Raw genomic sequence first — 14,360 nt, 5'->3', positions numbered from 1 at the left:
GTGCCGTGCGGATCCACGATCGGCCCGCTGACCGCGACCCGGCTCGGCATCTCCACGGTCGACGTGGGAGTGCCGCTGCTCTCGATGCACTCGGCGCGCTCGCAGACGCCCGCCCACAGCGCCGCACCGCGCGCATCCGTCGCGTAGCGCTGAGTCGCGTTGATCTTGAGCAGCGGCCCCTTCCCGGCGACCGGCTGGTTCGCCGGGTCGTGCTTCTCGGAGTAGTTGGGGTGCACGGAGTGGCCCGCGTCGGCCGAGAGGCACCAGGAGGCGGCGATCGCCCGGGCGCGCTCGTCGACGCCGGCGCCGAGGGCCGTGCCGATGCGCGAGAGGACGTCCTCGAGGAACGGCCCGCTCGCTCCGGACCGGCTCGCCGAGCCGAGCTCCTCGTGGTCGAAGGCGGCGAGCACGCTGATGTGCGCGGGCGGCGCCGCGGGATCGGCGCTCGCCGCGAGGAGCGCGACGAGGCCGGCGTGCACGGAGCTGAGGTCGTCCATCCGCCCGGCGGCGAGGAGCATCTCGTCGAGGCCGAAGCGGCGCGGCGCCTGCGTGTCGGCGGTGAGCAGGTCGTAGCCCGCGATGTCGGAGGCGTCGTCGAGCCCGGCGTGCGCGGCGAGCAGCTGGAGCAGGTCGACCTCGGAGGCGTCGCCGATGCCGAACACGGGGACGGTGTGCTTCTGGCGGTCGAGGGTGAGGCCCTCGTTCGCCGTGCGGTCGAGGTGGATCGCGAGCTGCGGTATGCGCAGCAGCGGGCCGGTCCGGAGCAGGCGCGTCGAGCCGTTGCGGGTGACCACGCGCCCGGCCAGCTCGAGCTCGCGGTCGAGCCAGGAGTTGAGCAGCGGGCCGCCGTAGATCTCGACGCCGGCCTGCAGCCAGCCCTTCGAGCCGATCGTCGGCCGGGGCTTGAGCATGAAGCCGGGGGAGTCGGTGTGGGCGCCCAGGATGCGGAAGGGCGTGGTCGCCCCGGAGCCCTCGGGCAGGTGCCAGGCGATGATCGCGCCGTCGCGGACGACGTAGTACCGGCCGGGCCCCGCGGGCCACGCCTGCGTCTCGTCCAGCCCCGTGAATCCGGCTCCCTCGAGGCGCCGTGCCGCCTCGGCGGCCGCGTGGTACGAAGAGGGGGAGGCGGTCAGGAACTCGGCGAAGTCGGCGATGTGGTCGTCACGCGTGGTCATCCCTCCAGTGAAGCACGCGGCGCGGCCGGGACGGGGAGGGTGCCGGGGGAGCCCCTGCGGCGGCCGTCACGGCCGGGCAGGGGCACCCCGGGGCGGAGGGTCAGCGCCGGGTCAGGTCGACGCCGGCCTCCGCGGCGATCGCCTTGATCAGCGCCGAGGCGTTCTCCCCGCCGAAGCCGGCGGCCATCGCCTCGTCGATGTAGTGGCGGGCCGTCGCGACGCCGGGGACGGGCGCGCCGACGCTGTCCGCGTAGGCCTGGATCAGCCCCGCGTCCTTCTGCATCAGCGCGAGGGCGAAGGACGGCGAGTAGTCGCCGGCGAGGACGGAGGGACCGACGCCGTCGAAGATCGGCGACTTGAAGTCGGTGACGGCGAGCACTTCCAGCACCTTGTGCAGGTCGAGCCCGCCCTTCTCGGCGAGGGTGAGCGCCTGGCCGAGCGCCAGCAGCTGCGACGCGACGATCAGGTTGCCGACCAGCTTCATCCGCGCACCGGAGCCGCCGGGGCCGATGTGGTGGACGGTCTCGCTGATCGCCTCGAGCACGGGCCGCGCCTCGGCGAAGACCTCGGCGTCACCTCCGACGACGACCCAGAGCCCGCCCGCCGCGGCCTCGCCCTTCGAGCCGAACACCGGGGCGTCCAGGAAGCGGACGCCGCGGGCGTCGAACGCCGCGCGCTCCTCGTCGCTGGCCTCGGGGCTGATCGTGGACAGGTCGACGACGATCGTCGACGGATCGACGAGGCCGGCGAGCCCGCCCTCGGCGAGCACGACCTCGCGCACGGCCGTGTCGTCGGCGAAGCAGGAGAGGACGAAGTCCGCGCCCTCCGCCGCGTCGGCGACGGACTCGGCCGTCGCCGCTCCCGCGACCTCGGGGACCGCGCTGCGGTTCCAGACGGTGACGTCGTGCCCCGCCTTCACGAGGTTGTCCGCCATCCCGCGTCCCATGGTCCCCAGTCCGAGGAATCCGATTCTCGCCATCTCAGTGCACCTTCATCTCTGTGTCGGAGGTCGTCTCCGCGGGGAGCTCCGCCCCCTGGTCGGAATTGGCGGCCTTCCAGGACTGGAGGAACCGCAGGTAGGCGGTGGCTCCGGGGTCCTGCAGGCCGATGCTGCGGTCCTGCAGCCACGACGCACGGCCGCGGCGGGACTGCAGCTCCTTCGAGCTGATCACGCCCTGCTCGGCGGCCGCGATCGCCGCGTCGAGGGCGGCGGGGCCGGGCTCCGACGTGCGCAGCGCCTCGGCCGCGGGGAACATCGCGTCGAGGATCGTCTTGTCGCCCACCTGCGACTTGCCCCGCTGGCTGATCGACTCGGCGGCCGCGAGCGCGAAGGCGCTGACGTCGTCGGAGCCGATGGTGGCGGCGTCGCCCCAGACCCGGGAGCCGGCGAGCAGCGCGCCCGCGACGAGCGCGGCCATCGTCGACGGGTTCGCGTTGGCGAAGGCCTTGGCGCAGGCGAGCACGACCTCGGTCGGCGTCGCCGTGTCCGCGAGCAGCGCGAGCGCCTCGCGGGCGGCCTTGGCGCCGAGCGACACCGTGATGCCCAGGTCGCCGTCGCCGAGCGCCTGGTCCAGGTCGCCGAGCTCGTCGGCGTGCTCGGGGAAGACGACCAGGCACTTCGCGATCGCGGAGCTGAGTTCGGTTCCGTTCATCGTGATCAGACCTCTCGGAAGAAGGGGGACTGGGCGGGGGCGTTCAGCAGCTCGAGACGCGCGTCGTCGAGGGCGAGGAGCGAGATCGACGCTCCGGCCATCTCGAGGCTGGTCGCGTACTCGCCGATGTAGTTCTTCGCGACGGTGACGCCTCGCTCGGCGAGGAGCCCGTGGACCCGCCGGTAGAGCAGGTACAGCTCCTCGAGAGGAGTGGCGCCCATGCCGTTGACGAGCACGGCCACGCGGTCGCCCTCGCCGATGCCGAGGTCGGCGACGAGCCGCTCCGTGAGGTGCTCGGCGATGCTGTCCGCCGACTCGAGTGCGCCGCGGTGGATGCCGGGCTCGCCGTGGATCCCGATCCCGATCTCCATCTCGTCCTCGGCCAGCTCGAAGCTCGGCTTGGCCGTCATCGGGAGGATCGTCGGGGAGAGGCCCACTCCCATGGTCGCCGTGTGCTCGATGACGTCCTCGGCGACGGCCGCGACCTCGTCGAGCGAGTCCCCGCGCTCGGCGGCGGCGCCGGCCGCCTTGAACGCGAAGAAGATCCCGGCGACTCCGCGGCGGTCCGCGGCCCGCTCCTTCGGCTGGCTCGCGACGTCGTCGCGTCCGAGGGCGGTCAGCGTGCGGATCCCCTCGAGCTCGGCCATGTCGACCGAGAGGTCGAAGTTGAAGACGTCGCCGCCGTAGTTGCCGTACAGGTAGAGGACGCCGGCGCCGCCGTCGACGGCTTTGGTCGCCTCCAGGATCTGCGCGGACGACGGCGAGGAGAACACGTTGCCGATGGCGACCGCGTCGCACAGCCCCGTGCCGACGTAGCCCTTGAACAGCGGCAGGTGGCCGGAGCCGCCGCCCGTGACGATCCCGACCTTCCCCGCGACGGGGGCGTCGGCACGGGCGAGGATCCGCAGGTCGGTGCCCGGCGTCTTCACCAGGGTCGGGTGGGCGAGCAGGATGCCCTCGACGAACTCGTCGACGAAGTCCTTCGGCTCGTTGATGATCTTCTTCACTGGTGCTCCGTTCTGGTGGACGCGTCCACGGTGGGCCGCGCGGGTGCGGGAGGGGTCGGGGCCGTCGCCCGCTGCCGGCGCGGCCGGTTCGCGGTGACGGAGTCGAGGACCATGACGGCGATGAGGAGGACGCCCTGGGCGATGGCGTACTCGTAGGAGGTCAGCCGCAGAGCGGTGAATCCGCTCGAGACGACCTGGAGGGTGAGAGTGGCGAGCACGACTCCGGCGACCGAGGCGAAGCCGCCCGACGGGTTCGTCCCTCCCAGCACCGCGATGACGATGACGAGCAGCACGTACGAGGAGCCGTAGTCGGCGGACGCGGTGGGGTTGCGGGCGAGGAACAGCACCCCGGCGCCGCCGGCGAGCAGCCCGCCGATCATGTAGCTGCGCGAGAGGACGCTGACGCTGCGGATGCCCGAGAAGCGCGCGGCCTCGGGGTTCGCTCCCTCCAGCTGCACCTTGCGGCCGAGGGAGGTCGTGTTGATCAGCAGGGCGACCGCGACGGCCACCACGAGCAGCACGAGGAACAGCACCGGGACGGGCCCGACGGCCATCATGCCGAAGGTCGTCAGGGCCGACGGTGCTCCGTAGAGCGTGGTCCCGCCGGTCCACACCACCGCGATGCCGTTGAGGATCTGCATGGTGCCGAGGGTCGCCAGGATCGGGGTGATCCCGACGACGCTCACGAGGAATCCGTTGAGGGCGCCGCAGAGGACTCCGACGACCAGGCCCGCGAGGACGATCGGCACGGTCATCGCCTCCGCGGCGGCGGGGTCGGCGGCGGCGACCTGGGAGTAGATCGTCGCCATCGTCACCGCCGACAGGTTGGCGATCGCCACGAGGGAGAGGTCGATGCCGCCCGTGAGCATGGCGAGCATCATCGCGATGGCGATCACGCCGATCTCAGGAGCCGCGACGCCGATGTTCTGCAGGTTGAGCGGGCTGAGGAACACGCGGGGGTTGGCGATCGCGAAGATCGCGACCGCGACGACGAGCGCGATGAGCATGCGGCCCGTCCCGCGGTTGCCCGCGGCGCGTCCGACGACACCGCGGGTGAACGCGTCGAGGCGGTCGTTCATGCGCCGAGCCGGGTGCTCGGAGGTGGTCCGGGATCCGTCGGTCATGATGCGACCCTCGCGCTCTCTCGTTCGTGGCTCACGTCGTCGTCGACGGGCCGGACCCGCTTCGCCTTGCGGCGCGCGGCGATCGCCTGCACGCCGACCCCGACGATCAGCAGGACTCCGACCGCGGCGCGCAGCCAGGCGCTGGGGACGCCGGCGAGCAGCAGGCTGTTGTTGATCACCTGGATCAGGACGACGCCCAGCACCGTGCCGAGCACCGATCCGCGGCCGCCGAAGATCGACGCGCCGCCGAGGACGACCGCGGCGATGATGTCGAGCTCGTCGCCCACCAGGTCCTGCGGGTTCGCGCTGCGGCCGAGGACCATGTGCGCGATCCCGGCCAGGGCGGCGAGGACGCCGACGAGGACGTAGACCGAGAGCTGGGTCCTGACCACGCGGAAGCCCGCCCGGCGGGCGGCCTCGATGTCGCCGCCGATCGCGTAGAGCGAGCGTCCGAACATCGTGCGCGTCAGCATCAGCCAGACCACGACCGCGAGCACGACGGCGAGCAGCGTCATCAGGTGGAGGGCCGCGCGGCCGCCCGAGGTCGCCACGTCGACGACGTTGACCGAGGAGAGCGCCGCGAGCGACGGGGGCAGCTGCGCGTAGTACTGGGCGCCGACGAAGGTGTACATCACCCCGACGAACACGCCCTGCGTGCCGAGCGTGACGATCAGCGTGGGAAGCCGGAACCGCGCGATCACGAAGCCGTTGACCAGGCCGAGCACCGCCCCGATCACCACGGCCATCGCGATGATCGCGAGCGCGGGGAGGTCCTGCCCGGTGGCGATGGTGACGCTGACCGCCGTGTAGGCCGAGAAGATCGCGACGGCCGCGAACGAGACGTCGATGCCTCCGGAGACGATGACGATCAGGACCGCGAGCGCGAAGATCAGCGGCACGGTGGCGCTGCGGAGGATCGACAGACCCGTCGTCGCGCTGAAGAAGACCGGGTTCACGGCCGTCATGACGATCACGAGGGCGACCAGGACCAGGGCGAGGACGCCCTCGTTGTTCGCGCCTCGGAGGGATCGGAGCGTGGACACGTCAGACCGCCATTCTGTTCTGGAGGTTCTCGGCGGTGATCTCGTCGCCGCGGAGCTCGTGGGCGATGCGGCCGCGGGCGACCACCAGCACGCGGTGGCAGCAGGCGACCAGCTCGGGGGCGTCGTCCGAGATCACGACGACGGCCATCCCGCGGGCGGCCTCGCGCCGCAGCAGCTCGAGGATCTGCGACTTGGAGCCGACGTCGACTCCGACCGTGGGTCCGTTGAGGATCAGCACCTTCGGGTCGGTCGCCAGCCACTTCGCGATCACCACGCGCTGCGCGTTCCCTCCCGAGAGGGAGCGGACGGGCGCCTGGGGGTTCGGGGCCTTGATGGACAGCTCGGCGAAGAGCCGGTCGATGGTCGCGCGGATCCGCCGCTTGTCGAGCGAGCGCCACGGCGTGCGGTGCGCGTCGAGGGAGCCCGCGATGATGTTGTCCGCGATCGGCTTCTCCAGGAAGAGGCCCTGCGAGAGGCGGTCCTCCGGCACGTAGCCGATCCCGGCGCGGACGGCGTCGCGGATGCTGCGCACCGCGGTGGGCGCTCCGTCCACGGCGATGATCCCGGAGGCGGCGGGCTGGGAGCCGAAGACGGCCTCCGCGATCTCGGTGCGGCCCGAGCCCAGGAGCCCGGTGATGCCGAGGATCTCGCCCGGGCGCACCGAGAACGAGACGTCGTGGAAGGCGCCGGGGCGGGAGAGGCCGACGACCTCGAGCATCGGGGGCGCCGACTCGTCGAGCGTGCTCACGATCCGCGACTCGTCGAGCTCGCGGCCGGTCATGTGCTCGGCGATGGAGCGGCGGTCGAAGTCGGCGACGGGGCCGCTGGTGACCACGCGGCCGGAGCGCATGATCGTCACCCGCTGCGAGATCTCGAGGACCTCCTCGAGCTTGTGCGAGACGAACGCGAGCGCGACGCCGCGGCTGCGCAGCCGCTCCACGATCGTGAACAGCCGCGCCACCTCGGTGTGCGTCAGCGCGGTGGTGGGCTCGTCCATGATGATGACGCGCGCGTCGTTGACGAGGGCGCGGCAGATCGCCGTGAGCTGCTTGTCGGCGACCGAGAGGTCGGCGACGTCGGCGTCGAGGTCCAGGTCGAGCTGCAGCTCGTCGACGATGGCCTTCGCCCGGGGGCGCGCGGTGCCGGCGCGGTAGAGGCGGTGCTTCGCCGCGACGGCCGAGGTCAGCACGATGTTCTCGGCGACCGTGAGGTTGGGGAAGAGCGAGAAGTCCTGATAGATGACCTGGATCCCGCTCGTGATCGCGGACGTGGTGTCCATCCGGGAGCGGGTGTCCCCGTCGATGGAGATCTCGCCCGCATCGGGGCGCTCGGCCCCGGAGATGATCTTGATCAGGGTGGACTTGCCGCAGCCGTTCTCGCCGGCGAGGCAGTGCACCTCGCCGGGGATCAGGTCGAGCGAGACGCCGTCGAGGGCGGTGACGCCGCCGAATCGCTTGGTGATGCCGCGGGCGCTGAGGATCGGGGCAATGGTGCCGGGGGGAGCGTCGGTCATCGTCGACCTTCCTGAGGGTGCTCCGGGGCGCGCGGGCGGCGCGCCCCGGAGCGGGGGTGGAGGGGGATCAGAAGTCGTACTGCGCGGCGGTCTCCGCGTCGGCCGCGACGGACGCGTTCCCGACGAAGACGTTGTCGAACCCGTCGAGCTTCTTGAGCGAGTCGTAGCCCTCGACGCCGAGGTCGGTGCCCTCGGTGATCTCGCCGCCGTCGGCGAGGATCTTCGCGATCGACAGCTGGGCCTCACCGGCGAGGGCCGGGTCCCAGAAGAAGATCTTGTCGATGGAGCCGTCGGCCAGGTACTGGTTGGCCACCGACGGGATCGAGGTGCCCATCACGCACACCTGGTCCTGGAGGCCCGCCTCCTGCACCGCGCGCGCGATGCCGGGGACGTCGTTGCCGGCGGAGCCCTGGAAGCCCGCGATGTCGGGGTACTTCGCGAGGATCTCCTTCGCGCGCTCGTACGCGGTCTCCTGGTTGTCGGTGCTCTCGATGGGGGTCTCGACGCGGGTCATGCCGGGGGAGTCGGCCTGCTGCGTCTCGTACGCCGCCTCGACCCACTCCATGTGCGTCTTCGCGGTCAGGCCGCCGACGAACTGGACGTACTTCCCCTCGCCGCCCATGCACTCCGAGAGGTTGTCCATGATCTCGGAGCCGTAGGACGCGTTGTCGAAGGCCTCGATGTCGACGTCGACGTTCTCGATGCCGGACGCCTCGTGCGAGACGACGATGATGCCCTGCTGGCGGGCCTGGGCGAGCACGTTGCTGAGCGACTCGGGCGAGTTTGGGACGACCGTGATGGCCGTCGGGCGCTGCGCGATCAGGTCCTGCACGATCGCGGTCTGCTTCTCGGGGCTGACGTCGTCGGCGCCCTCCTGGCGGGCGTCGATCCCGGTCTCGTCGGCGAAGTCCTGCACGCCGACGGCCATGCGCTGGAACCACGGGATGGTCTGCGCCTTGACGACGGTCACCATGACCATCTCGCCCGGGGCGGCCGAGCCTCCGCTGCCGGCGGCGGTGTCGGAGCCGGCGCCGACGGTCGTGCATCCGGTGAGGAGGATTGCGGCGCCCGCTGCGAGCGTCATGCCTCGGAAAAGTCGAGAGCGGTCCATTCGTTGACTCCTTCGTGAACGAGAGGATGGCGGCCGTTCGGCCCTCATCCGGTGCGGTGTTCTGACGCTGCTGTGTCGGAATCCGTCGCAGGAGCCCGACGCTAATCGCTGATCGAGCACTCCGTCAAGCGATAACGCGCAGATGGCTGCACTCTTTCGCGCATGGGACGTGGGAAGCGCGCGAATCGCGCATCGCGGGCGCAGACGGTGCGTTCGACCGCGCAGATCCGCCGCGCACCCGGCGATCGGGACGCGCAGCCGCCCGCGCATGCGCGCAATCTGCGCGTTTCCGCGCGCCGTCTGCGCCTCCTCCCCGCTCCGCCCCGTAGCCTCGACGGAGGCGAGACCAGGATCGAGGTGTGGGATGTCCCGTCAAGCAGAGATCGTCGACGCCCTCCAGGACGGCGGCTTCCAGTCGGTGCGAGACCTCGCGGAGCGGTTCGACGTCACTCCGTCGACCATCCGTCGCGACCTCGAGCGGCTCGAGGCGATGGACCTGGTCAAGCGCACGCACGGAGGTGCGATCCCGGTGAAGCAGTCCGAGACTCCGCACCACTTCAAGGAGGAGCTGCACCGCAGCGAGAAGGCGGCGATCGGGCGGGCGATGGCCGAGCGCGTCCTCGAGGGGCAGACGATCCTCCTCGACGGGGGCACCACGACGCTCGAGGTCGCGCGGCACCTCGAGAACCAGCGCCTCACCGTCGTGACCGGCGACCTGCGGGTCGCCCTCGCCGTCGCCCGCAAGCAGACGATCCACCTCGTCTTCATCGGGGGCGAGCTCCTGCCGAACGCCTTCTCGATGTGGGGGCCGACCTCGGTGCAGCAGCTCTCGAACCTGCGGGTGGACGTCGCGATCTTCGGCGCCGACACCGTGGGCGACGACGGCATCTACAGCACCACCAGCTACGAGCTCGAGCTCAAGCGGCTGATGATGGCGTCCGCGCGCGAGGCGTTCTTCGTCGCCGACAGCTCGAAGTTCGGGCGGGAGGCCCTGTTCAAGGTCTTCGGCACGGAGGACTTCACCGCGGGGATCACCGACAGCCTGCTCGACCCGCTGCGGGCGTCGCACTTCCCCGTGCCGCTCATCCAGGCGTCGATCCTCCCGCCCGACGGCAGGCGCGCCTAGCCGCGAAGCCCGCGCCTCTGCGGGACGGAGGCGCAGTCGTCCCCGCGGCGGGACGGGGCTCGTCACTCCTGTGGTGGAAGCGCGCCCGTCACTCCTGCCTGCCCCTCACTCCTGCGTGCCCGTCACTCCTGCGCGGCCGCCGCGAGGGCGCGGTCGAGCCAGTCCGCGAGCAGCAGGCGCTCCGCGGGCGTGAGGCCGGCGAGCTCCGGTGCGAGGGCGCGGACGCCGACGAGGGCGGTGAGCCGCCCGCCGTCGCCGGGGGAGGGCGGGTCGGCGAGGATCCCCGCGAGCACGCTGTCGAGCGCGGCGTCGGCGAGACCGGGGTCGCGGTCGGCGGCGGGGGTGGAGAGCAGGGTGGTGACCACGCCGGTGCCCGCCGCCTGGATGAGGCCGACGGCGCGCTCCTCCGGCACTCGGAGGCGGCCCTCGGCGGCCACGCGCTGCACGCGGGCGGCGAGGACCCGCCGCCCGGAGAGGGCGGCCGGCGATCCGGAGGCGCGGCCCGGATCGCTGAGGAGGCGGAAGAGCGCGGGGTTGGCCAGGCCGAACTCCACCTGCGCGGCCCAGCCCGCGCGCAGGTCCTCGACCGGGTCGACGCCTCCGGCGACGGCCGCTTCGACCGTCCGCGCCTTGGAGTCGACCCAGGTGGCCAGCACGTGCTCCGCGACCGCCTCGAGCAGGCCGTCCTTGTCGCCGAAGAGGCGGTAGATCGCCGGGGCCTGCAGCCCGGCCGCCTGGGCGACCGCTCGCGTGGTGACGGCGGCGGGGCCCTCGTCGCGGAGGAGGCCGGCGGCCGCCTCGACGATGCGCAGGCGCGTGTCGGTCGGAGGAGTGGGGCTGGTCACGTATCGACGGTAGCGCACGGTTGCTATCGGCGGAATTCCGTGGTTATCTTCCTCGTGGTATCGCTGATACCCCTCATCGGAAGGCTCTCCCCATGATCATCGTGACCGGTGCCACCGGCGCTCTGAACGGCGCCACCGTCGACCACCTCCTCGACTCCGTCCCCGCCTCCGGGATCGCCGTCGTCGCCCGCGACGCCTCGAAGGCCGCCCGCTTCGCGGAGCGCGGAGTGGAGGTGCGCGTCGGCGACTACGCCGACCCCGCCTCCCTCCCGGCCGCCTTCGATGGAGCGGATCAGCTGCTCCTCGTCTCCTCGAGCGATCCGCGGGCCGACGCCGTCGCCCTGCACCGCACCGCCGTCGAGGCGGCCGTCGCGGCCGGAGTCGGACGGGTCCTCTACACGAGCCACCAGGGCGCCGCCGCCGACACCCCCTTCGGCCCGGGCCGGGACCACGCGGCGACCGAGCGCCTGCTCGCCGAGTCCGGACGCGCCTGGACGTCGCTCCGCAACGGCTTCTACGCGCACAGCCTGGGCCTGTTCCTCGGACCGTGGCGGGATACCGGAGTGATCGAGGTCCCCTCCGACGGCCGCGTCTCGTGGACGGCCCGCGAGGACGAATCGGAGGCGGCCGCCCGGCTCCTCCTCTCGGGGAGCCCGCACGACGGGCCGATCACGCTGACCGCGACGGAGGCTCCGACGTTCGAGGAGATCGCCGGGATCGCGGCCGAGGTCGGCGGGCGGCCCGTCGAGCTGCGCGTCCTCGGCGACGACGAGTGGGTCGCCGCGCGCGTCGCGGCGGGTCAGCCCGAGTTCCTCGTGCGCTTCACCCTCGGGATGCACCAGGCGGCCGAGCACGGCTTCTTCGCGGGCACCGGCCCCGAGCTCGGGCGCCTCCTCGGACGCGAGCCGCGCAGCGTCCGCGACCTGCTCGAAGCCGGACCGGCAGCCGTCGCCGGATGACGCCGGGCGGGCCGTCCCGGGCCCGCCCGCGTGACGAGGCGCCGCGCCGTCCGTCGAAGCGCGGCCGAGGCGGCGGCGTCTCGGCGTCAGGGCGGTGTCCCGGCTCCCCGCACGACGACGGGAGCCCGCCGCACCGGTGAGGTGCGACGGGCTCCCGGGGAGTGCCGTGCGTCAGCCGCAGCTGCGCGCGCTGTACGGCGCGGTGGCCGTGGCCGTGACGGTCTTGCCGCCGACCGTGGCCGTGCCGGTGACCGTCGCCTCGCCCGCGGCGAGCTGCGTCGAGCGCACGGTGAACGCGGCGGAGCCGGAGGCGCCCGACTTCACGCCGGCGATCGTCTTCACGCCCTCCGGGGTGCTGATCGAGACGTCCATCGGCACCGTGTCGCCGTTCTTGCCGACGACCGTCAGCACGACCTTGCCGGCGACGCAGCGCGACGTGGCGGTCGCGCTCACCTTCAGCGAGGACTGCACGGTGACCGTGACCTGCACCGGCATGCGAGACGCGTCCTGCGCGACGCCCGAGACCGTGAAGGTCCCGGCCGTGGCGTAGGCGGCGGGCGCGACGGCGTCCCAGGCCACGTCGACCGTGCTGGTGGTGCCGGCGGCGGTCGTGATCGTGGCGCGGGGCAGGACCGGCGCGGTGCCGGCCGTGGTCGTCGCGGTCAGCGGGGCGACCGAGGCGACGGCCAGGCCGGGGGCGTAGCCCTCGAGCACCTTCTGGTACTCGGAGCGCGTCACCGGGATGACCGTGCCGTGGCGCGGCTTGCCGCCGTCGGCGTTCTGCGGCAGGCCCGTGCGGAGCTTCGCTCCGAGCGGCTGCCAGGAGTCGCCGTTCGCGAGGTCGTCGGTGCCGAACGGGATGTAGTGGTTCGGCCCGTCGTGGTAGTTCGGCTGGTCGATGAAGAGGAACCAGTCGAGGCCGTTCACGTCGCCCTCGTTGGCGGGGAAGACGTTGGGGCCCTCGCCGCTGGTGAAGGTCTTCCCGGGCTCGCCGTTGGGCAGGCCCGAGGCCACCTTCTCCTTGACCAGCGACCACTCGTCCGCCGGTCCGCCGGTGCCGGGCAGCGAGCCCGAGACGGTGGCCAGCAGGTCGGTGCTCTTCTCCTCGCGGAGGGTCATCGACGCCTCGTCCTTGGTGAAGCGGTAGTAGGTGTCGCCGTCCTTGGCGACCGTCGAGTCGATGGTGCCCTTGCCGGCGCCGCGCTTGACGTCGATCCACGGCTTCGCCTCCGAGAAGGAGGTGAAGTCCTCGGTCGTCGCGTACATCATCTGGTTGTAGGTGACGGAGGCGCGGTCGGCCGTGTTCGTGGTCGGGTACATGTTCGAGGCCCAGAACACGACGTAGGTCTGGAGCTCGTCGTCCCAGTACGCCTCGGGGGCCCAGGTGTTGCCGGCGAAGTCGGTGGAGACCTTGACGTGGCGCTGGGCGGACCAGTTCACCAGGTCGGTCGACTCCCAGACCTCGATGTACTTCGAGCCCGACTTCTGCGCGGTGTCGAAGCCGCCGGGGAGCCCGTCGATCTTCAGGTCGGTGGCGAGCATGAAGAACTTGTCGCCCTCGTGCGAGCGGATGATGAACGGGTCGCGCAGGCCCATCGTCCCCAGGTTCGAGGTGAAGACCGGCTTGCCGCCGTTCAGCGTGTTCCAGCTCAGCGCGTCGTTGCCCTTCGAGGCGGCGAGGCTGATGCGCTCGGCGCCGTCGCCCTCTCCGGTGAAGAACGCCCAGACGTACGCCTCGGTGTCGTCGGTGCCGGCGGGGAGCGGCTGCACCCGGAGGGTGAAGTCGCGGGTCCGGGTGGTGGATCCGCTGGTCGCGGTCGCGCGGACGACCACGTCGATCGCGGGGCTCCCGGTCGCGGGGCGGTCGACGTCGATGGTGCGGGTGCCGGCGGCGCTGCCGTCGCGGACGGTCGCTCCGCTCGGGCTGACGACGCTCCAGGCGATGCTCGAGCCGAGCGTGCCGGTGGTGGGCACCGAGACGTTCGTCCGGATGTCGCCGACGTTCGGGATGGCGATCGCGGCGAGGTCGCGCTGGACCTTCGTCGCGTCGTCCAGTTGCGCGGCGACGCGCACCGTGTAGTCGACCGAGCGGGTCTCGGTGCCGACCCTGTAGGTGGCGGTGAGGGTGGCGGTGGCGTCAGGCTGTCCCGCGGCGGGGCGCGTGACGGTCGCGGTGCCGCCGGTGATCGCGACGGCCGCGCTGTTCGACGTCCAGGTGATGCCGACGCCGCTGGCGGTGGTGGGCACCGTGAAGCCGGCGGTCGCCTCCGTGGGCACCGTGACCGACGCGACGGCGCGGTCGAGGGCCTGCGAGGAGTAGAGCGCCTGCACGGAGCTGCTGCTGAGGGCGCTGTCGTAGACGGCGAAGTCGTCCATCTCGCCGTTCCAGCCCGGGTCGTTGTAGGTCGAGCGCGCGATGTACGCGACGAGCGACGGGCCGAACGAGGAGACGTCGCGGGCGATCGTGCTCTGCGAGATCTGCGCGCCGTTGACGTACACGGTGAGCTTGCCGGTCGAGCCGTCGACGACGGTCGTGTAGAGCGAGAGGCCCGAGGGGGTGCGCGCGCCGACGGTCGGGGCACCCGTCGCTCCGGCGCCGACCTCGGTGTTGTAGGGAGCGCCCGCGTTGACCGAGTTGGTGACGACCGACTTGGTGTAGCCGGAGAGGTTGCTCGGGTTGAGCAGCCAGTAGCCGGAGGAGAACGAGGCGCCGGAGGCGACGGGCGCTCCGACGAACGCGGCGGCGACGTTGCCGGTGCCGCCCTTGTGGGCGAGCCAGGTGGAGAAGGTCAGGTCCTTCTTGCC

General features: G+C 72.1%; 12 protein-coding genes and 1 pseudogene. 3 read left to right on the top strand and 10 right to left on the bottom strand.

The genetic code is table 11. The features are described 5' to 3' along the window. On the top strand, window positions 1-147 hold the full coding sequence (locus C5C27_RS18855) for a hypothetical protein (protein ID WP_374955283.1): 147 nt from the start codon (window positions 1-3) through the stop codon (window positions 145-147). Here C5C27_RS18855 and C5C27_RS14015 read toward each other — a convergent pair. The 8 genes and pseudogenes from C5C27_RS14015 to C5C27_RS13980 form a co-directional block, all read right to left on the bottom strand. Next, window positions 93-1,175 (bottom strand): annotated as a pseudogene (locus C5C27_RS14015) (M18 family aminopeptidase); the annotation flags it as partial. The gene C5C27_RS18855 and the pseudogene C5C27_RS14015 sit on opposite strands and share 55 nt — an antisense overlap. 100 nt (window positions 1,176-1,275) lie before the next feature. After that, complete coding sequence (locus C5C27_RS14010) at window positions 1,276-2,154, bottom strand: NAD(P)-dependent oxidoreductase (protein ID WP_104314711.1); 879 nt, start codon at window positions 2,152-2,154, stop codon at window positions 1,276-1,278. 1 nt (window position 2,155) lies between these two features. Further along, entirely contained in the window at window positions 2,156-2,827 is a 672-nt protein-coding gene (locus tag C5C27_RS14005) for a DAK2 domain-containing protein (RefSeq protein WP_104314710.1), read from the bottom strand. 5 nt (window positions 2,828-2,832) lie between these two features. Then, on the bottom strand, window positions 2,833-3,834 hold the full coding sequence (locus tag C5C27_RS14000; protein ID WP_104238142.1) for a dihydroxyacetone kinase subunit DhaK: 1,002 nt from the start codon (window positions 3,832-3,834) through the stop codon (window positions 2,833-2,835). Continuing rightward, window positions 3,831-4,958: an ABC transporter permease gene (locus C5C27_RS13995; protein ID WP_244229523.1), complete on the bottom strand. Its 1,128-nt coding sequence runs from the start codon at window positions 4,956-4,958 to the stop codon at window positions 3,831-3,833. Before C5C27_RS13995 ends, C5C27_RS14000 begins: the two co-directional genes overlap by 4 nt. After that, on the bottom strand, window positions 4,955-6,001 hold the full coding sequence (locus tag C5C27_RS13990; RefSeq protein WP_258062741.1) for an ABC transporter permease: 1,047 nt from the start codon (window positions 5,999-6,001) through the stop codon (window positions 4,955-4,957). The genes C5C27_RS13995 and C5C27_RS13990 overlap by 4 nt, the downstream gene beginning before the upstream one ends. Before the next feature lies 1 nt (window position 6,002). Continuing rightward, window positions 6,003-7,514 (bottom strand): sugar ABC transporter ATP-binding protein, encoded by a 1,512-nt coding sequence (locus C5C27_RS13985; protein ID WP_104238143.1) that lies wholly within the window; start codon window positions 7,512-7,514, stop codon window positions 6,003-6,005. A 67-nt stretch (window positions 7,515-7,581) separates the two neighbouring features. Beyond that, a complete protein-coding gene (locus C5C27_RS13980; protein ID WP_258060406.1) occupies window positions 7,582-8,598 on the bottom strand; it encodes an autoinducer 2 ABC transporter substrate-binding protein in 1,017 nt (338 codons plus the stop codon). A 391-nt stretch (window positions 8,599-8,989) separates the two neighbouring features. On the opposite strand from C5C27_RS13980, the gene C5C27_RS13975 reads away from it, so the two are divergent. Then, complete coding sequence (locus C5C27_RS13975) at window positions 8,990-9,751, top strand: DeoR/GlpR family DNA-binding transcription regulator (protein ID WP_104238145.1); 762 nt, start codon at window positions 8,990-8,992, stop codon at window positions 9,749-9,751. 122 nt (window positions 9,752-9,873) lie between these two features. Here C5C27_RS13975 and C5C27_RS13970 read toward each other — a convergent pair whose 3' ends face one another. Continuing rightward, complete coding sequence (locus tag C5C27_RS13970; RefSeq protein WP_104238146.1) at window positions 9,874-10,596, bottom strand: TetR/AcrR family transcriptional regulator; 723 nt, start codon at window positions 10,594-10,596, stop codon at window positions 9,874-9,876. Between the two features lie 92 nt (window positions 10,597-10,688). On the opposite strand from C5C27_RS13970, the gene C5C27_RS13965 reads away from it, so the two are divergent. Beyond that, complete coding sequence (locus tag C5C27_RS13965) at window positions 10,689-11,555, top strand: NAD(P)H-binding protein (protein ID WP_104314709.1); 867 nt, start codon at window positions 10,689-10,691, stop codon at window positions 11,553-11,555. A gap of 171 nt (window positions 11,556-11,726) precedes the next feature. Here C5C27_RS13965 and C5C27_RS13960 read toward each other — a convergent pair. Continuing rightward, on the bottom strand, window positions 11,727-14,360 hold a 2,634-nt coding region (locus C5C27_RS13960), incomplete at its 5' end, for an immunoglobulin-like domain-containing protein (RefSeq protein WP_104314708.1).

Origin of the sequence: Rathayibacter sp. AY2B7, from assembly GCF_002931635.1 — a bacterium.
GTDB lineage: Bacteria > Actinomycetota > Actinomycetes > Actinomycetales > Microbacteriaceae > Rathayibacter.
This window is presented reverse-complemented; position numbering and strand designations above follow the sequence as displayed.

Coding starts and splice junctions, on each gene's coding strand:
- C5C27_RS13965 (WP_104314709.1), top strand. CDS start 10,689: ATGATCATCGTGACCGGTGCCACCGGCGCTCTGAACGGCGCCACCGTC.
- C5C27_RS13995 (WP_244229523.1), bottom strand. CDS start 4,958: ATGACCGACGGATCCCGGACCACCTCCGAGCACCCGGCTCGGCGCATG.
- C5C27_RS14010 (WP_104314711.1), bottom strand. CDS start 2,154: ATGGCGAGAATCGGATTCCTCGGACTGGGGACCATGGGACGCGGGATG.
- C5C27_RS13985 (WP_104238143.1), bottom strand. CDS start 7,514: ATGACCGACGCTCCCCCCGGCACCATTGCCCCGATCCTCAGCGCCCGC.
- C5C27_RS13975 (WP_104238145.1), top strand. CDS start 8,990: ATGTCCCGTCAAGCAGAGATCGTCGACGCCCTCCAGGACGGCGGCTTC.
- C5C27_RS13980 (WP_258060406.1), bottom strand. CDS start 8,598: ATGACGCTCGCAGCGGGCGCCGCAATCCTCCTCACCGGATGCACGACC.
- C5C27_RS14005 (WP_104314710.1), bottom strand. CDS start 2,827: ATGAACGGAACCGAACTCAGCTCCGCGATCGCGAAGTGCCTGGTCGTC.